The organism is Type-C symbiont of Plautia stali (assembly GCF_059730935.1).
In genome coordinates, this window is the sequence record NZ_AP035923.1 from 1715481 (window position 1) to 1731862 (window position 16382).

General features: G+C 55.0%; 20 protein-coding genes and 2 pseudogenes. 7 read left to right on the forward strand and 15 right to left on the reverse strand.

Annotated features, from left to right (window positions below; genetic code table 11):
• Window positions 1–134 precede the first annotated feature (134 nt).
• The 14 genes from rcsA to fliF form a co-directional block, all read right to left on the reverse strand.
• Window positions 135–770, reverse strand: a complete 636-nt coding sequence (rcsA, locus tag AC6I7J_RS07820; RefSeq protein WP_021509858.1) for a transcriptional regulator RcsA — start codon at window positions 768–770, stop codon at window positions 135–137.
• A 627-nt stretch (window positions 771–1397) separates the two neighbouring features.
• Window positions 1398–2186 (reverse strand): flagellar biosynthetic protein FliR, encoded by a 789-nt coding sequence (fliR, locus tag AC6I7J_RS07825; RefSeq protein ID WP_021509859.1) that lies wholly within the window; start codon window positions 2184–2186, stop codon window positions 1398–1400.
• Entirely contained in the window at window positions 2186–2455 is a 270-nt protein-coding gene (gene fliQ / locus AC6I7J_RS07830) for a flagellar biosynthesis protein FliQ (RefSeq protein ID WP_010618647.1), read from the reverse strand. Before fliQ ends, fliR begins: the two co-directional genes overlap by 1 nt.
• Window positions 2456–2496: 41 nt before the next feature.
• Complete coding sequence (gene fliP, locus AC6I7J_RS07835) at window positions 2497–3231, reverse strand: flagellar type III secretion system pore protein FliP (RefSeq protein ID WP_031280176.1); 735 nt, start codon at window positions 3229–3231, stop codon at window positions 2497–2499.
• On the reverse strand, window positions 3231–3626 hold the full coding sequence (gene fliO / locus AC6I7J_RS07840; RefSeq protein WP_058757392.1) for a flagellar biosynthetic protein FliO: 396 nt from the start codon (window positions 3624–3626) through the stop codon (window positions 3231–3233). The genes fliP and fliO overlap by 1 nt, the downstream gene beginning before the upstream one ends.
• 2 nt (window positions 3627–3628) lie before the next feature.
• Window positions 3629–4039 carry a flagellar motor switch protein FliN gene (fliN, locus tag AC6I7J_RS07845; RefSeq protein ID WP_021509862.1) on the reverse strand — a complete coding sequence of 137 codons (411 nt, stop codon included), beginning with the start codon at window positions 4037–4039 and terminating at the stop codon, window positions 3629–3631.
• The gene (gene fliM, locus AC6I7J_RS07850) at window positions 4032–5039 is read right to left on the reverse strand and encodes a flagellar motor switch protein FliM (protein WP_498007083.1); all 1008 of its coding nucleotides are present in this window, start codon (window positions 5037–5039) and stop codon (window positions 4032–4034) included. The genes fliN and fliM overlap by 8 nt, the downstream gene beginning before the upstream one ends.
• Window positions 5040–5043: 4 nt before the next feature.
• Window positions 5044–5529, reverse strand: coding sequence for a flagellar basal body-associated protein FliL (gene fliL, locus AC6I7J_RS07855; RefSeq protein ID WP_021509864.1), 486 nt, complete (start codon window positions 5527–5529; stop codon window positions 5044–5046).
• Window positions 5530–5659: 130 nt separating this feature from the next.
• Complete coding sequence (locus AC6I7J_RS07860; protein ID WP_498007084.1) at window positions 5660–6925, reverse strand: flagellar hook-length control protein FliK; 1266 nt, start codon at window positions 6923–6925, stop codon at window positions 5660–5662.
• Complete coding sequence (fliJ, locus tag AC6I7J_RS07865) at window positions 6922–7365, reverse strand: flagellar export protein FliJ (RefSeq protein ID WP_021509866.1); 444 nt, start codon at window positions 7363–7365, stop codon at window positions 6922–6924. The genes AC6I7J_RS07860 and fliJ overlap by 4 nt, the downstream gene beginning before the upstream one ends.
• A gap of 24 nt (window positions 7366–7389) precedes the next feature.
• Window positions 7390–8745 (reverse strand): flagellar protein export ATPase FliI, encoded by a 1356-nt coding sequence (gene fliI, locus AC6I7J_RS07870; protein WP_021509867.1) that lies wholly within the window; start codon window positions 8743–8745, stop codon window positions 7390–7392.
• Complete coding sequence (gene fliH / locus AC6I7J_RS07875) at window positions 8745–9446, reverse strand: flagellar assembly protein FliH (protein ID WP_498007085.1); 702 nt, start codon at window positions 9444–9446, stop codon at window positions 8745–8747. The genes fliI and fliH overlap by 1 nt, the downstream gene beginning before the upstream one ends.
• Window positions 9439–10431 carry a flagellar motor switch protein FliG gene (gene fliG / locus AC6I7J_RS07880; RefSeq protein ID WP_021509869.1) on the reverse strand — a complete coding sequence of 331 codons (993 nt, stop codon included), beginning with the start codon at window positions 10429–10431 and terminating at the stop codon, window positions 9439–9441. The genes fliH and fliG overlap by 8 nt, the downstream gene beginning before the upstream one ends.
• Window positions 10428–12149 (reverse strand): flagellar basal-body MS-ring/collar protein FliF, encoded by a 1722-nt coding sequence (gene fliF, locus AC6I7J_RS07885; protein ID WP_058771155.1) that lies wholly within the window; start codon window positions 12147–12149, stop codon window positions 10428–10430. The genes fliG and fliF overlap by 4 nt, the downstream gene beginning before the upstream one ends.
• A 277-nt stretch (window positions 12150–12426) precedes the next feature.
• Here fliF and fliE point away from each other — a divergent pair, with 277 nt between their 5' ends.
• The 6 genes and pseudogenes from fliE (at window position 12427) to AC6I7J_RS07915 (ending at window position 15451) form a co-directional block, all read left to right on the forward strand.
• Complete coding sequence (fliE, locus tag AC6I7J_RS07890) at window positions 12427–12738, forward strand: flagellar hook-basal body complex protein FliE (protein WP_021509871.1); 312 nt, start codon at window positions 12427–12429, stop codon at window positions 12736–12738.
• Window positions 12739–12946: 208 nt separating this feature from the next.
• Window positions 12947–13135 (forward strand): hypothetical protein, encoded by a 189-nt coding sequence (locus AC6I7J_RS07895; protein WP_498007086.1) that lies wholly within the window; start codon window positions 12947–12949, stop codon window positions 13133–13135.
• Window positions 13136–13803: 668 nt separating this feature from the next.
• Window positions 13804–13983: pseudogene (locus AC6I7J_RS07900) on the forward strand (phage holin family protein); the annotation flags it as partial.
• Window positions 13983–14551, forward strand: a pseudogene (locus AC6I7J_RS07905) (glycoside hydrolase family 19 protein). The pseudogenes AC6I7J_RS07900 and AC6I7J_RS07905, both read left to right, overlap by 1 nt.
• A gap of 53 nt (window positions 14552–14604) precedes the next feature.
• Window positions 14605–14976 carry a hypothetical protein gene (locus AC6I7J_RS07910; RefSeq protein ID WP_498007087.1) on the forward strand — a complete coding sequence of 124 codons (372 nt, stop codon included), beginning with the start codon at window positions 14605–14607 and terminating at the stop codon, window positions 14974–14976.
• Window positions 14977–15001: 25 nt separating this feature from the next.
• On the forward strand, window positions 15002–15451 hold the full coding sequence (locus AC6I7J_RS07915) for a lysis system i-spanin subunit Rz (RefSeq protein WP_498007088.1): 450 nt from the start codon (window positions 15002–15004) through the stop codon (window positions 15449–15451).
• Here AC6I7J_RS07915 and AC6I7J_RS07920 read toward each other — a convergent pair whose 3' ends face one another.
• Entirely contained in the window at window positions 15452–15775 is a 324-nt protein-coding gene (locus AC6I7J_RS07920; protein WP_498007089.1) for a hypothetical protein, read from the reverse strand.
• 156 nt (window positions 15776–15931) lie between these two features.
• Between AC6I7J_RS07920 and AC6I7J_RS07925 the strand changes: the two genes are divergently transcribed.
• Window positions 15932–16237: a hypothetical protein gene (locus AC6I7J_RS07925; RefSeq protein ID WP_498007090.1), complete on the forward strand. Its 306-nt coding sequence runs from the start codon at window positions 15932–15934 to the stop codon at window positions 16235–16237.
• The last annotated feature ends 145 nt before the right edge of the window (window positions 16238–16382 follow it).

A 16382-nucleotide genomic window follows, 5' to 3' on the forward strand; every position in this document is an offset into this window, starting at 1 on the left:
TGAAAACAAGCATCGGCAGCAGGGGATAAAGGCTTAGCGGGGAAGTGGGATCGCGCTCGCAAAACGCTCAAAAATAATCAAGGCCAGTCGCGGGGACTGGCCTTGACCACAAAGCGTATTATCGTTGGGTGAAATTATCGCACGTTGACATAAATGCCCGAGGTAACATTATCTGTCAGGCGCACCACATGATAAATAACCTGTTTATTATGCGTTTTAATTTTGCGTTTAATATTGCCTTTATGTGACGAAACAGTTTTCGCTTTGATTTGCATCTTATCCGAAATCTGAATGGTGTCATGACCTGACATCCACATTTTCAGCATATTCGATTCAGTCTGGCTCAATGTCAGTGGATGAATATCCAGCCCGGCAGAAATGCGCGGTGAGGCATTGAGTTTCTTTTGCAGGTAGGTGCCCAGCAGGGAGTCCAGTGTCGATGTTTTTATCGATTTTGACGTAATAATCAGGTTCTTACGAACGTAGAGGTATTCCTCAAAATGGATATTCGAGATCGCCATAAAAATAAAGAATAGCGTATCCGGATGCTGCATGATAATAGAACGAATGCGATCGCTGGAATCGGATTCGTGAATAAAGCATTCTTCGTTAATAAATACTACGCCCGGTTTTAATTGCTCACACCGTTGTTGCAATTGTTCGATGTCAGACACGGAAGTAATATTTTTCTTTTTGACTCCTTTTGCCGACATATAGTCTGACAAACCCAGGCGTGTGTAGTTACATGAATCCATAATAATCGTTGGCATTATAGCGACCCTCACCAATTTGTTATCCGTTTAAATCAACGATGAATACGCGTTTGCGGTACGAGAGAGATTTCCAAAGACACTTTTTTATTCTGCTCGGCAGACTGGCGTAATGCATTCCTGCGCCATCTTGACTCGTCCCTGACCCGTTCTGCGAAGTTTATTGTGTTACTTCCACGTCACTCTTGTCCCCGCGATAGTGGGAATCGCCGGGAATTTGGTTTATGTGTTTCTTTCGCTCTGTTTTGAGAGCCCTGTCACTATCGCGCAAGTCACAGACAAATCTGATAGGACAATTCTTAAAAACATTTGAATCGCGAAAGTGTGACGTTTCAGCGAGTGTTGACAATGCCGGAAAAAAGGGATTTAGACAAGAAAAATCGCTGTAATATTTTTTTTGTTTAAAAACAGCCCTTTGAGCATTTTATCAACCGATTCACCGGCTTAACCGGCTTAGGAATCGTCTGACTAAAATACGCGAAGCGCCGTTTAATAAGAATAATTTTCACCATAAATGCGCATTTATCAGAATATCCTCAGTTGATTTCTGAAAAATATGGTTCGAAAAATGCACAGAATGTTTTTGATTACTTAACTATCGTATAAGAAGGTTAACAGTATCGTTAATCAACGGGCAGGGGAAAGTTCTGATACAAACTGCGCGAGTAAATCAAAGACTTCACCGAACAGATGTTCACAGAAAGGTGCAAGCAACGGCATCATCATACCCAGACTCAGGATCCCTACCGTTAAGGTGATTGGGAAGCCGATGGCGAAAACCGACAGCTGAGGTGAAACGCGGTTTAACAAACCTAGTGCCAGGTTTAGCGTGAGGAGCAGAATTATTAAGGGTAGCGCTAACATCATGCCATTAAGGAAAATTAAGCTGGCGGCTTTGGTCAGCGCCATGAAGGCGTTGGCGTTGAGTGGCTGATCGTTAATCGGCAACGTGTGAAAACTGTCCACCAGTAACGAGATCAACCACAGGTGACCGTTGAAGGTCAGGAACAGCAGCATCGCCAGCATGTCGAGAAAACGGGCCAGCAGCGGCATGTTGATCCGGCTGTTCGGGTCGAGCAGGGTGGCAAAAGAGAGACCCATCTGCAGACCAATCATCTCACCGGCCAGCCGCACGGCAGAAAAAGCCAGCTGCATGGTCAGACCAATCCCCACGCCAATCAGCAACTGCTGCACCAGCATCCAGAAGCCCGCCGGAGTAAACAGCGTCACTTCGACCGGCGGCAGCAGCGGCATCAGAATCCAGGTGGTGACTACCGCCAGTCCAATTTTGACCCGTTTTGGAATCGAACGTTCATTCAGCAGCGGCGCGCTGGCAAACAGCGCCAGCAAACGCACCATCGGCCAGAAGAATTGCGCCACCCAGTGCACCAGCTGGCTGCTGTCGAGGGTGACCATTAGCCGATGATATAAGGCAGGTTGCTGAACAGGGTACGGATGTAGTCCAGCATCAGGTTGAGCATCCACGGTCCGGCCACCACGGCGGTGGCCGCAACGGCAAGAATTTTCGGGATAAACGACAGTGTCTGTTCGTTAATCTGCGTTGCCGCCTGCAGAATACTGATCAGCAAACCGCTCACCATCGCCACCAGCAGCAGCGGAGCGGCCATCATCAGGGCGATACGCATCGCTTCCTGGCCCATTACCATTACCGATTCCGGTGTCATGTTGCGCTCCTGTCGAGAGAAAGGTGAGGGCGGAAAGCCACTCAGGAGTAAAAACTTTGCGCCAGCGATCCCACCAGCAGCTGCCAGCCATCCACCAGCACGAACAGCATCAGCTTAAACGGCAGCGAAATTGTGGCCGGCGGCACCATCATCATTCCCAGCGCCATCAGTACGCTGGCGACCACCAGGTCGATGATCAGAAACGGAATAAAGACGGTGAAACCAATCTGGAAAGCGGTTTTCAGCTCACTGGTGACATAGGCGGGCAGCAGAATGCGCATCGGCACCGCTTCCGGACCCTGAATCGGCGCGCTGTTGGCGAGACGGGCGAACAAGGCCAGGTCGGCTTCGCGCGTCTGGCGCAGCATGAACTCACGCAGCGGCTGGGCACCTTTGTCGATCGCCACGTCCATGCTGATTTTGTCCTGGCTGAACGGCAGATAGGCATCGGTGTAAATCTTGTCGAAGGTCGGCGCCATGATAAAGAAAGTCAGAAACAGCGCGAGACCCAGCATCACCTGATTCGGCGGCGCGGACGGCGTACCCAGTGCGTTGCGCAGCAGACCAAACACAATAATGATGCGGGTGAAACTGGTCATCATCAGCAACACTGCCGGAATAAAGGTCAGCGAGGTAATGAAGACCAGCGTTTGCACCGGCAGCGACCAGCTCTGGCCGCCATTGGCCAGCGGCTGGCTGATCAAACCCGGCAGCTGCGCATGGGCAGCCGGTGCCAGCAGCATCAGCAGCGGCAGAAGAGGGAGCAATCGACGCATCATTGGGGTTTTCCGGGACGTTTAACCAGGTTCTGAAACAGCTGACGAAAATCCTGCGGCGCCGCGCTGACGGGCAGGGATGCTTCCGGTGGCAGCGGCGGCAGCGAGTGCAGATGGGTGATCTGCTGAGCGGTGACGCCCAGCACTAAACGCGCATCGGCGGTATCAACAATCACCACCCGCTCCTGACGGCCAACCTGCACGCTGGCGCTGACTTTCAGCGCCTGGCCACTCACCGCTTTCGGCGCAAAGCCGAGGCGTTTCGCCAGCCAGCCGCAGGCCAGAATCAGCAGCACGATCACCGCCAGCACGCTGCTGACTTGCCCAACGACCGAACTGGTGGACACCACCGGCTGGGCGTGAGCGGGCTGAACGGTTTGCGCGTTTTTTAACATGATTAGCGGCTCAGACGACGCATACGTTCGGACGGAGTAATAATGTCGGTGATGCGCACGCCATATTTGTCGTTCACCACCACCACTTCACCCTGGGCGATCAGATAGCCGTTAATCAGGATGTCCAGCGGCTCGCCGGCCAGGCCATCAAGCGCCACCACCGAACCCTGCGTCAGGCGCAGCAGCTCTTTGATGGTCATCTTGGTACGGCCCAGTTCCACGGTCAGTTTGACCGGAATATCCATGATCAGATCGATGTCCTGCAGCGAGCCGCTGGCGGCGCTGGCCTCAAGCGACTTAAATACGTTATCGCCTGGCTCCGCCGCACTGCTGGTCGCCGCCTGCTCGTTCATCGCTTCAGCCCACAGATCGTCCGCAGAGATATCATCGGACGGTTTTTTGCTGTCACTCATTGGGCTGTTCCTCATTCAGCGAATTCAAAATCGGGTTAATCAGATGTTCTACACGCAGCGCATACTGGCCGTTGAGCGTGCCATACTGGCTCGTCAGTACCGGTACGCCGTCGACGTGGGCAATGATGCGCTCCGGCTTCTCAATGGGCAGGACGTCACCAGGTTTCAGTTGCAAAATACGTGACAGACGCAGCGACGTTTCAGCGAAGTGGGCAATCAGCTCCAGCTCCGAGTGCTGCACCTGTTTCACCAGATTGTCGCGCCAGTGGTTATCTTCCTGACGCGAGTTCTCCAGCGGTGGATTGACCAGAAGCTCGCGCAGCGGCTCAATCATCGAAAACGGAATACAGATATTGAACTCACCCACCAGGTTGCCAATCTCCACCTGGAACGGCGTGTTGACCACGATATCGTTCGGTGAGGTGGTGATGTTGGTGAACTTCACCTGCATTTCAGAACGCACGTATTCCACTTCCAGCGGATAAATGGCTTTCCATGCGTCGCTGTAGCCTTCCAGCGCCAGCTTGAGCATGCGACGAATCACGCGCTGCTCGGTGTGGGTGAACTCACGGCCTTCCACTTTGGTCGGAAAACGACCGTCGCCGCCAAACAGGTTATCCACCGCGATAAACACCAGGCTCGGCGAGAACACCACCAGCGCAGTCCCCCGCAGCGGCTGCAGGTGAATCAGGTTCAGGTTGGTTGGCACCGGCAGGTTGCGGGCAAACTCATGGTACGGCTGAATCTTGATTGCCCCTACGCTGATATCCGGGCTGCGGCGCAGCAGGTTGAACAGCGCCATACGAAAATGACGGGCAAAACGCTCATTGATGATCTCCAGCGCCTGCAGACGCTCGCGCACCACGCGACGCTGGGTATTGGGATCATAGGGGCGGATATCGCCATCGGCCCCTTTGGAACTGTTCTCTACTTCCGCACTGTCACTGTCGCCATTGAGCAGCGCGTCAATCTCAGCCTGGGAGAGAATGCTATCGCCCATTAAGTCACCTCAAAATGAAGGCGGTAAACAGCACGTCACTGACTACCTGCGCAGGTTGACCTTTTACCAGCGGTGGCGCCAGCACCTGTTTGATCTGTTCAACCAGGGCCTGTTTGCCTTGCTCGGTTGCCAGCGCGCTGGCGCTCTGACGTGAAAGCAGCAGCAGCAAACGGCTGCGCACCTCAGGCAGGTAGTCATTCAGCCGACGACGGGTATCCTCATCCGGCAGACGCAGGGTAAAGCCTACGTACAGCACGCGATCGGGATCGTTGTCGGGATTGACCAGGTTAACCGTAAACGTATCCATTGCAAAAAATACCGGGGCGGGCGGCGGCTCCACTTTGGCAGCCTCCGGCTTGTCACCCTCGTGTTTATTCATCATTCGCCAGACTGCATAGCCTGCCACGCTGCAAGCGGCCAGCGTTACAATCAGTAACACCGGAATTAGTAATGAACGTTTGCGGCCTTTAGCTTTCGCGTTATCAGACATGTTTGCAGTTACTTCCTGTGAATTATGGGCAAGCCTCTCGGCTTGCCTGGACAGATTATCCCGCGTCTTAAGTCAAACAATGGGAAGAAAAGACGCGGGTTTTACGCTTACCTTCAGCGTTTAGTCGCTGTCAGGCAAAGATATCGACAGCGCCGTTGCCGGTCGCGCGCGCCTGGAGGGCTGCCGGGACGGCAATAGGCGTTATCTCGTTGTCACTGTCCTGGGAGAGGGTAAAGCTGCCGTACTGGCCGTCGCGACGTCCTTCCTGCTGGCCCTGATAACTCTGGCCCTGTGCGAAGGCGTCGCTGTTGACATTACTCTGTCCCAGGTTAATACCGCTCTCCGCCAGCGCCGTACGCAGCTGTGGGAGCGCCGCTTCCAGCGCGGCCCTCACATGGCTGTGGCTGGAAACCATTGTTAACTGTGCCTGATCTTTATCCAGCGTCAGGCTGATCTGTATCGCGCCGAGGTCTTCCGGATGCAGACGTAACTCGGCGTTCTGCTGGCCGTTACGGCTGAACATCACAATCTGCTGGCTCAGCGCCTGCTGCCACTCGTTGCTGCCCAGCTGCGCATTCAGCATCGGCGTGGAAGGCGCGGTGCTGGTGCTGGCCGTGGTGCTGACCAGCGGACTGGTACTGCTCAGCGGGCTGCTGATGGCCGGCGCGCTGCTGTCATGGCTGCTGAGCATCTCGCGCCGCTCTTCCGGTTTACTCAGCGTGCTCAGCACCTGCTGAAAACTCTCATCCAGCGTCATACCGCTGTTGCTGGCCGGCGTGCCGCTGGCGGCCGCGCTCTGCACCGGGCTATGGCTGACACCGGTCAGGCTGGTCAGCGCATTGCCGCCTTTAGATTGCTGGCCATCCGGCTTCGCCTGTTCCTCTTTCAGCGCACTTTGCAGCGAACTGTTAAGTAACGCAGCGTTTAAGCTGGTGCGCGCCTCACCCCGGGTTTCCAGCGCGGTGCTGTTATCCGCTGGCGGGCTGCTGCGGTTTTCGACCACCGCTGGCAACATGGCAAACAGCGCCTGCACATTCTGTAAGTCGCTGGCAGTTAACGAACTTGCTGCGCGCTTGTCATTATCATCGGCTGATTTCAGTCCGGCTTTAGTGTTTTCCGGCTGTAAAAGTGCGTTTAACGCCTCTGGTTTGTCCAGTGCCTGCAGCAGGGCGCTTAATGACGCTTTTGTGACGTTTTTCGCGTCAATTTCTGCCGCCAGATCAGCGGATTGCGCGCCATTTCCCTGCTGCTTAACCAGCGTCAGCAGGCGGTTGCCCAGCTCAGTAATAAATCCCTGCGGCAGGGTGTCAGCAGCGGACAGATTGTCCACTGCCGATGAAGGTTGTGCTTTGCCGGTTTTAGCAAGCTGTGTCAGCAGTGTTGGCAGCGTGTTCATTCGCCTTTCCTCAATGCGGCCCGTTGGGCAAATTCATCCATCCGTTTCTGATCGAGACGGCTTTCCTGTCGTAATGCGTTCTCTTCCGCGCGGGTAATCAGCGTCTGATAGGCATTCAGCTTCTTATGCTTTTCACGCCAGTTGCTCAGCGCCTGTTCCAGCCGCTGGTTCCACTGATTAAGCTGCTGGCGATGCTGTTCGATGGCTTTTTCCAGCGTCTGAATAAACTGGTGATAATTGCTCCAGCGCGTGCTGGCGATGCCGCCGGACATATCCTGATTGAGCTTATTACGGTACTCATCCTGGTAATCGAGCAGCATGCTGAGCTGCTGATCGGCCTGCTGCTGACCGCGACGCATGTCGCCGAGGTGGATCACCGCCTGTTCCAAATCCTGCTCCGCCAGGTCGCGCAGCGTATCAATCGCATTGGCTGTCTTCATCGCGTTACCTCAAGTCGGGCGGCGTTAGCCGAACATCGCCTGCAGGTGCAGGCAGGCATCGTCATAATCGCTGCGTTCAAAAATGCCCTGCTGCAGGAAAGCTTCCATCTGCGGATAGAGCTTAATGGCCCGGTCCAGCATCGGATCGCTGCCTGCGGCATAAGCGCCGACGCTCACCAGATCGCGGTTACGCTGAAAGCTGGAGAGCAACTGCTTGAACTGGCGCACGCGCGCATAGTGGGTTTCATCAATCAGCGAGGTCATGGCACGGCTGATCGACGCTTCAATATCAATGGCCGGATAGTGACCGGCCTCCGCCAGGCGACGCGACAGTACGATGTGGCCGTCGAGAATGGCGCGCGCCGAGTCGGCAATCGGGTCCTGCTGGTCGTCGCCTTCGGTCAGTACGGTATAGAACGCGGTGATTGAACCGCCGCCGTGAATGCCGTTGCCGGCGCGTTCTACCAGCGCCGGCAGCTTCGCGAACACCGAAGGCGGATAGCCTTTGGTGGCCGGCGGCTCGCCGATCGCCAGCGCGATCTCACGCTGCGCCATGGCGTAGCGGGTGAGGGAGTCCATAATCAGCAGCACGTGCTGACCGCGATCGCGGAAATCTTCGGCGATGCGCGTGGCATAAGCGGCTCCCTGCATACGCAACAGCGGCGAAACGTCGGCCGGCGCGGCGATCACCACCGAGCGCGCGCGCCCTTCGGCGCCAAGAATGTTCTCGATAAACTCTTTAACTTCGCGGCCACGTTCACCAATCAGGCCCACCACGATGACGTCGGCTTTGGTGTAACGCGCCATCATGCCGAGCAGCACTGATTTCCCCACGCCGGAGCCGGCAAACAGACCCATACGCTGGCCGCGGCCCACGGTGAGCAGGGCGTTGATCGCCCGCACGCCGGTATCCAGCACATCGTGGATCGGCGTACGCTGCAGCGGGTTGAACGGCGCGGTGATCAGCGGCGCGCGGTAGCCGGTTTCCGGCGCGGGCAGGCCATCCAGCGGTTTGCCGCTGCCGTCCAGCACGCGGCCGAGTAGCTCCGGCCCCAGCAGCAGCTGTTTACCGCTGTGATCGCCGTGCACGCGGGCATACACGCGCGCGCCGGGCAGAATGCCGTCGACCTCTTCCAGCGGCATCAGAAACAGTTTCTGTCCGTTGAAGCCGACCACTTCGCTTTCCACTTCGGTAATTGTGCCGTTGTCGTGGCGCTCAATAATGCAGGTGGCGCCCAGCGGCAGCTGCAGGCCAGTGGCTTCCAGCACCAGACCGGTAGCGCGCGTCAGGCGGCCATAGCGGCGCACCGTCTGCACCTGACTGATGCGGTCTTCAAAACTGTCGAGCGCGCCCAGCCAGCGCGAAAGGCGTGACGTCATCAGAATGCTCCCGGTGCCGCCAGACGGCACAGCTCCTGCCAGCGCGTGGCGACGCTGGCATCCAGATCGCCGTCTTCGGCGCTGAGTTTACAGCCGCCGGGATGCAGCGAACTGTCGGCCAGCAACCGCCAGCCGTGTAAATCGAGCGTTGGGCCCAGCGTCTGCTCAACGCGCTGCAGATCGTCCGGGTGCACGCGCAGCTGCGGTTTGCCGCTGAACATTGGCTCCTGCTGAATCAGCTGCTGGATCTGGCGCAGCAGGGCGCTGCCATCCACCTGCGTCGCCTGGCCAATCACCGTGCGCGCCGCTTCCAGCGCCAGCTGCATCAGGCGCGACGCAATCACGCTATCCAGCGCTTCCAGCGTATGATGGAACTCGGTGACCAGCTGCTGCATACGCGCCTGTAACGGCGCCTGCTGCTGCTGGGCATCGGCCAGTCCCTGCTGGAACCCGGCGTCATAGCCGTTTTGCTGCGCTTCGGCGAAGCCTTTCTGATAACCTTCGCTGTAGCCCTGCGTCTGGGCATCTTTACGCATCTGCTGCTGCAGACGTTCCAGCTGCTGCTGTTCATCTTCCTCGCTCAGCACGAGGTCGCTGTCCGGCTCCTCTGCCAGCAGCAGTTCAGGCTCAGGCGGCTGCGGCGCGCCTAAATCATCAGGCTGCCAGCGCTGCCATGCACGGGCGGAAAAGGCATCAGACATAGGTTTCCTCGCCACCACCAATTACCATCTCGCCTGCTTCCGCCAGACGGCGCACGATAAGCAGGATTGCTTTCTGTTCGTTCTCCACCGCGGACATCCGCACCGGGCCACGGTTGGCGAGATCGTCGCGCAGGATATCGGCGGCGCGCGCCGACATGTTTTTGAGGAATTTCTCGCGCAGCGGCTGCTCGGCGCCTTTCAGGGCAATCAGCAGCTGCTCGGACTCCACTTCCTGCAGCAGGCGCTGGATGCTGCGGTCGTCCACTTCCACCAGGTTTTCGAACAGGAACATCTCGTCGATAATCTTCTGTGCCAGCTCGCCATCGAAGTCGCGAACCGCTTCGATAACCGCTTCTTCCTGCTGGGTTTTCATCAGGTTGATGATTTCCGCTGCGGTTCTCACGCCGCCCATCTTCGCGCGCTTGAGGTTGGTGCCATCCAGCAGGCCGTTGAGCACTTCGGTCAGCTCCGCCAGCGCCGCCGGCTGTACGCCGCCGAAGGTGGCGATACGCAGCATCACATCGTGGCGCAGACGCTCGTCGAACAGCGCCAGAATATCCGCCGCCTGGCCGCGCTTCAGGTGCACCAGAATGGTGGCGATAATCTGCGGGTGCTCGTCGCGGATCAGATCCGCCGCCGCCTGCGGTTCCATAAAGTTGAGGGTTTCCATGCCGCTGGTGGTTTCGCGCGTTTCGAGGATGTCCTCCAGCAGGCTGGAGGCGCGCTCTTCGCCCAGCGCTTTGATCAACACCGAACGCAGGTAGTCGTTGGAGTTGAGGCTCAGCGCAGCAAACTGTTCAGCATCGGTTTCGAACTCGCGCAGCACTTCGGTCAGCTGCTTGTGCGAAATCTGTTTCATGCTGGCCATCGCGGCGCTGAGGTGCTGCACCTCACGCTGGTTGAGGTGTTTGAACACCTCCGCCGCACGCTCTTCGCCAATGGTCATCATCAGAATGGCGCTCTTTTCAGTACCGGTCAGACTCATAGTTCGTTACTCATCCATTCGCGGATAACCAGCGCCACAACGCGCGGATCGTTTTCAGACATATCGCGGATGCGCTGGCTCATCACCTCGGCGCTCATGCGGTTGTTAGATTTGCGCTCCTGGTCCAGCTCGTCTTTATTGATCTGGACGCTGTAAGCGGCTTCTTCTTCACGCGCGGCAGCACGGGCAGCGGCGGCTTCGGCGGCGGCTTTCTCGGCTTCACGTTTACGCAGCAGCTGCGGACGCACCATTTTGCGGTAGAGGATGAAGGCAACCAGTGCCACCAGCAGCCAGCGACCGGCGGTCATCAGCTGATCAAAGAACGACTGCTGCTGCCAGAAGGGCAGGTCGCCGCCGGTTGGCTCGGTGGTGTTGAACTGCGAGTTCACCACGTTGACGCTGTCGCCACGCGTTTGCGAATAGCCCATCGCTTCGCGGGTCAGATCTTCAATCTGCTTGATCTGCTGATCGTTCAGCGCCACCGCTTTGCCTTTGCCGTCATCGCGGTAGTTGACCACCACGGCGACTGACAGGCGCTGCACGTCACCGACGTTGAGTTTGGTGTGACGAATGGTGCGATCCAGCTCGTAGTTCACCGTGTCGTTGCGGCTGGAGCTGCTCGGGCCGCTGCTCTGCGCGGTGCTGGTCGAGGTGCCGGCATTCTGCGCGTTGTTGTTGTTCTGCTGACCGTTAGCGTTGTTATTGTTCTGCTGCTGCGGGTTGGTGACCGGCGCGGTATTAGCCGGCGCAGGCTGATTTGAGAGCGCACCCGGCACGCCGCCCGGATACGGGCTGCCGTTCTGATCGCTGGTGCTGGTCTGGCGTGAGCGAATCGCTGTGTTATTCGGGTTCGCATTCGGCTGATACTTCTCGTCCGTCTGCTCGCTGCGGTCAAAGTTAATCTGCGCGGTCACCTGCGCATGCACATTACCCTGACCGAGAATCGGATTCAGAATGGCTTCAATGCGCTGCTGATAGCGTGCTTCCACTTCGGAGGCATATTTCAGCTGGGCATCGTTCAGATCGCGGCCTTCGCTGTCAGAGCGCGTCAGCAGGCGACCCGCCTGATCGACCACGGTCACATTGCCTGGTGGCAGACCGGCCACGCTGCTGGAGACCATGTGCTGAATCGCCTGAATCTGGCCTTCATCCAGCGCACGGCCCGGTTGCAGGTTCAGCGTTACTGAGGCAGACGGGGATTTTTGCTCGCGCACGAACAGCGTCGGTTTTGGCATCGCCAGATGCACGCGCGCGCTCTTCACCGGTCCGAGCGTTTCGATGGTGCGCGCCAGCTCACCTTCCAGCGCACGCTGGTAGTTAATCTGCTCACTGAACTGGCTGATACCAAACTTCTCTTTATCCATCAGCTCAAAGCCTACTGAACCCCCTTTCGGCAGTCCCTGCTGGGCAAGGCGCAGACGCAGCTCATGCACTTTATCGGCGGGCACCATCAGGGCGCCGCCGTTTTCAGCGAACTGGTAAGGGATGTTCATCTGGGTGAGCTGGGTAACAATCGCGCCGCCATCCTCATCAGAGAGGTTGTTATAGAGAACGCGATAGTCGGGCGCTTTGGCCCACAGCACCAGCGCCAGAACCACGGCGATAGCGGCCGCGGCAGCAACGATTAATGGAATACGCGGATTTGCGCGCAGGCGGGCGAGAAGGTCATTAAAGCCTTTCTTTGCTGTATCCTGTGTGGCGGCTGCACTCGCATTCATGACCAATTCCTGCCTGACATAATTGACCGGGTGTATGTAGGTGACAAAACTGACTCCCTGATACGCATCCCCGCCCGTTGATGCCGTGTTGCTGGCCGACGGGGTAGGGGAAAAAATGAAATTCCAATCTAATGCCTGGCATTATTTGATGAATCGTGTCACTTCGATGGCTGGATAAGCCGGGTTTTTTGCAGTCATTTAGCGCCTTTGTCCTATTGACAGTGTGTTAACTTTTCCTCCGTGAAAAAAAGAACCCTTCATCTATGAGGTACAGGCAATGTCAATTCAGGCAATAGATGGCGTACTGCAGCAGCTGCAGCTGACGTCACTGCAGGCCAGTGGCAAACCGACCGAGTCCGCCAGTCAGCTCGATTTTGGTGCCACCATGAAAGCCGCGCTGGATAAAATCAGCGCCACCCAGACCGCTGCGCGCAGTCAGGCGCAGGATTTTGAGCTGGGTAAACCGGGCATCCAGTTGAATGATGTGATGGTCGATCTGCAGAAATCGTCGATTTCGATGCAGATGGGGATTCAGGTGCGTAACAAGCTGGTGAATGCCTACAGCGAGATCATGAGCATGCAGGTTTGATGAGGTAAGGTCTTGCTGAGAAAGGGAAAGCCATTCTTTGACCAGCTCGTCAGTAAGCTGGAGATTGAAGAATCGTGGGCAAACGCAGAGCAGTTCCATCACAAGTGCGTGATTGAAAGCGCCAAGGTTACCAGCCGAAGGCGCTTTTTGTTGCCTTAATCTAATTATTATGTAATTTAGATACCATTTGTAATGTTGTGGGATCGTCATGGAAGCGATAATTGATTGGGCATTAAAAAATCCAGAGAAATCCATCCCCATCATTGGGGCTGCGCTTGGTTTAGTGCTTGGCGGTTTTTGGACTGCATTGACATTTTTTCAGAAAATTCTTGCCGAAAAAGAGCAGAAGCAATTTGAGCGCTACCAGTTGATTGTAGACCAACTCAATAAGGGTTAAGACGGGGAGGTTTACGTCGATTTCCAATTGAATGCAGTCTATGAGATGAGATTTTTTAGAAAATATTTTCCTCGTTCGGAGAGGATTGTTGAGCTGCTAATTCCTAGGTGGATTCAAAGCCCAAGCTATAACGATGCAAATGTAGAAGAGTTAAGGGCAACGCTGAGATACATCCGGTCTAGAAAATCACCAATTTTAACTATTCCAGTCAAGCTGCTGAATCTATTTTGGCCCTTGTGGAAATAATCTTGTAAAACAGTCAATTTAATTACATGGCACTGCTTCGGCGGTGCCTTTTTCGTTTTCGTCCCTGCTAATCAATCAAATCTCACCCGTGATGCTGTGTGGCAGTGCGCGACTTTTCTGAACAAAAAATTCGCACTTAGGCGGATTATTTCTTCGGCTACCCAACGGCGCAAGGCGGGGCTTCTCTCTCGACAAGATGAAGCTTAACCGAGCATATACTGTTTAATATTTAGACGGCTCCTATTTTGACAAGTCCACTATGCGGGGGGGAGGGAGATATTAAATGTATGCCTTACAAATCCGATCCTGCCTTAATTGCCGCGCTGATCGCTCTGGGCATGACAGTGCTCGGCTCGGTTGCAGCCTATGCCTATAAGGTTCTGAGCGGCGACTCATTCAGCTAGCGCACACTCTGTTTTCAGTTAATTGTATCCGTGTTCGCTGGCTTTCAGATGATGCTACTGGCGACATACTGGAACTGGCCTCAGGAAGTGACCGGCGCAATCTGCGGTATGGCTGGCTGGCCCGGCTCATCGCTTATCAAAGCAATGGAAAAGCGCTTCCTGCAAAAAGCTTCAGGTGATGCAAGAGTGCCACAATGATGAATCGTGACCAGTTTAAGAAGGCCGCAGGCATCAGTGATGCACTGGCCGATAAGTGGTTTCCACATTTACTGGCAACCATGAAAGAATTCGGCATTAATACGCCAAAGCGCCAGGCACACTTCATAGCGCAGATCGGCACAGAATCCGCCGGATTCACGCGAGTGTCTGAAAACCTCAATTACATCGTGTAAGGCCTGAAGATTTTTGATGCGCGCTTAACTGCTGCACAGCGAGAACAGTTTGGCCGCCAGCCCGATGCCGCTTCATTGTCTGAAGAGCGTCAGGTAGCGAGCGCCAATCTCGTTTACGGCGGAAGATACTGGAACAACCTCAATGGTGACGGCTGGAAGTATCGTGTCCGTGGGCTTATACAGGTAATTTTTCGCGTCAATTACTAAGCGTGCGGCAAAGCACTGAAACTCCCGCTGCTGGATAACCCGATCTGGTTCTTCAGGATGCTAACGCTGCCCGTTCCGCAGGCTGGTTCTGGAAAGCCAATAACTGCAACCAGCACGCTGACCAGAGCGACGTAACCGGACTGACTCGTGTGATTAATGGCGGCTGAAATGGCCTGGCAGATCGCCGTACGCGTACTGACTGTGCTTTGCAGATACTCCTATGACAGGTAAAGCAAGAATGGCCCGCTATCGCCGGTTCATCCCGGCAATTTTCTCAGTAATCATTATTAGCTTCATCGGCAAGCTCTGGTATGACAATGCCAACCTGACCGAACGCAACTCCCGCCTGCGTGAGCAGTTCATCCTGGCGAACGAGCACAACATGATCTTTGCTGAAGGCCTCGGACCAATCACGAAGCGACTTGATAGCCTAGCTGCAACGCTCGATGAAGAAAGCCGCCGGCGCTCAATAGCTGAAGCGCGATTCAATTCGTTGCAGAAGGAAAATGAGTTCCTGCGCAGCACGGGGAATGCTCAATTGCCATCGACTCAAGCGCAGTGCAGAAGTGCGCTAAAGACCCCGGCACCGTAATCATCCAGGCAGCGCCGGCAGGTGAATGATGAAGTGGATTGCTGATAACTGGAAGGTGATTGCAACGGCTGCGCTGATTCTCTTTGTCGTCGCCCTGGCAAAGCTGGCTGGCTATTACCACGGCAAATACATCAAAGCCGAATCACTGGCGACAGAGCGTCAGCAGAACATTGATGATGTGACTGTAAGCCAGCGTGACGTTGCCGCTCACGATGCGGAATACACAAAGGAGTTAGCCAGTGCAAAAGCTGAAAATAATGCTTTGCAGCGCAAGCTTGATCGCGATGGTCGGGTGCTCGTCGCCGGCACCTGTCCAAAGCAGGCCACCCAGCCCGCCAGCGTGGACGATGGAACCATCGTCGAACTCTCTCAAGTTGCTGGACGAAACCTTCTCGGTATCCGAGCCGGAATCAAAGACGACGGGGCAAAAATAGCTGCGCTGCAGCAGTACATCAAAGAACAGTACTTGAAGTAATCAGGATTTCGAGAATGTATAATCACATTTTAGGCAGATATAATTATCCATAATTTTATCGTCAATCTGCGATCCTAACATAGCTCCGGCAGTTACTCCGCCAACAGCCGCTCCTATAGCCGCACCAATAACACCACCAGTGATCACAAAGCGTGATGCAGTTAGAAGCGAACCATCAGTTCCTGAGTCATCAGAAACTGCATCAAAAGCTTTCGCTCCTACAGCTAAACCAGCAGCAAGCCCTCCGATTGCTGCTAAGCCTTTAGTGGCGTAATTCTTTTTATCTACATTCTCTGAACTGCATTTGGGGCATTTGATTATCATGATCACCTCCGTTGTTAGAGTAGTTATCGGAAGATAAGAAACAACCTTTAGGGGTCATTAGTTGCCAAAAAATCTTCATCACAGGCGCATTTGCGAGTGCGCCCTGTGATGATTTCATGACATATTTGATGCTCCTCCTAAACAAAGGGATTGAGCATGAGCGATGCAAAATTTATCGAGTATCTCGTTCTTGGCGGTTTGCGCCATGGAGAGGTATGGCTAGGGCCTCTTAGCCATGGAAGCATTGAGTTACCAGTCAAGGCAGACAAGCGTATAGGTAAGTTCTACACACGCGAAACAAAAGCAGAAGTAACAACCCCATTGAACGACACATACTTTATCAAAGAGTTTTCTTTAGAAAATGGTGATAGGTACATGATCGCATCTACTGAGCCGCTATCATCCTTTGAGGTAAAAAAGGAAATTGAGGCAGCAAGTCCACCGCTAAAGCCTATTGATTAACAAGACCGCCTACGGGCGGTTTTTTATTGATGTTGATATGGCGCTTAGGTATACCTAGCGCCGGATGACGTGCTTAAGACGGAGTACGTGCCTATTATTGATGCTTAAAGGGATTGCAAGGCATAAGGTCAACATGTCAAAACCA

Bases quoted from the DNA above. Each gene is read 5' to 3' on its own strand.
- rcsA (WP_021509858.1), bottom strand. From the start codon at position 770: ATGCCAACGATTATTATGGATTCATGTAACTACACACGCCTGGGTTTG.
- fliR (WP_021509859.1), bottom strand. From the start codon at position 2,186: ATGGTCACCCTCGACAGCAGCCAGCTGGTGCACTGGGTGGCGCAATTC.
- fliQ (WP_010618647.1), bottom strand. From the start codon at position 2,455: ATGACACCGGAATCGGTAATGGTAATGGGCCAGGAAGCGATGCGTATC.
- fliP (WP_031280176.1), bottom strand. From the start codon at position 3,231: ATGCGTCGATTGCTCCCTCTTCTGCCGCTGCTGATGCTGCTGGCACCG.
- fliO (WP_058757392.1), bottom strand. From the start codon at position 3,626: ATGTTAAAAAACGCGCAAACCGTTCAGCCCGCTCACGCCCAGCCGGTG.
- fliN (WP_021509862.1), bottom strand. From the start codon at position 4,039: ATGAGTGACAGCAAAAAACCGTCCGATGATATCTCTGCGGACGATCTG.
- fliM (WP_498007083.1), bottom strand. From the start codon at position 5,039: ATGGGCGATAGCATTCTCTCCCAGGCTGAGATTGACGCGCTGCTCAAT.
- fliL (WP_021509864.1), bottom strand. From the start codon at position 5,529: ATGTCTGATAACGCGAAAGCTAAAGGCCGCAAACGTTCATTACTAATT.
- AC6I7J_RS07860 (WP_498007084.1), bottom strand. From the start codon at position 6,925: ATGAACACGCTGCCAACACTGCTGACACAGCTTGCTAAAACCGGCAAA.
- fliJ (WP_021509866.1), bottom strand. From the start codon at position 7,365: ATGAAGACAGCCAATGCGATTGATACGCTGCGCGACCTGGCGGAGCAG.
- fliI (WP_021509867.1), bottom strand. From the start codon at position 8,745: ATGACGTCACGCCTTTCGCGCTGGCTGGGCGCGCTCGACAGTTTTGAA.
- fliH (WP_498007085.1), bottom strand. From the start codon at position 9,446: ATGTCTGATGCCTTTTCCGCCCGTGCATGGCAGCGCTGGCAGCCTGAT.
- fliG (WP_021509869.1), bottom strand. From the start codon at position 10,431: ATGAGTCTGACCGGTACTGAAAAGAGCGCCATTCTGATGATGACCATT.
- fliF (WP_058771155.1), bottom strand. From the start codon at position 12,149: ATGAATGCGAGTGCAGCCGCCACACAGGATACAGCAAAGAAAGGCTTT.
- fliE (WP_021509871.1), top strand. From the start codon at position 12,427: ATGTCAATTCAGGCAATAGATGGCGTACTGCAGCAGCTGCAGCTGACG.
- AC6I7J_RS07895 (WP_498007086.1), top strand. From the start codon at position 12,947: ATGGAAGCGATAATTGATTGGGCATTAAAAAATCCAGAGAAATCCATC.
- AC6I7J_RS07910 (WP_498007087.1), top strand. From the start codon at position 14,605: ATGACAGGTAAAGCAAGAATGGCCCGCTATCGCCGGTTCATCCCGGCA.
- AC6I7J_RS07915 (WP_498007088.1), top strand. From the start codon at position 15,002: ATGATGAAGTGGATTGCTGATAACTGGAAGGTGATTGCAACGGCTGCG.
- AC6I7J_RS07920 (WP_498007089.1), bottom strand. From the start codon at position 15,775: ATGATAATCAAATGCCCCAAATGCAGTTCAGAGAATGTAGATAAAAAG.
- AC6I7J_RS07925 (WP_498007090.1), top strand. From the start codon at position 15,932: ATGAGCGATGCAAAATTTATCGAGTATCTCGTTCTTGGCGGTTTGCGC.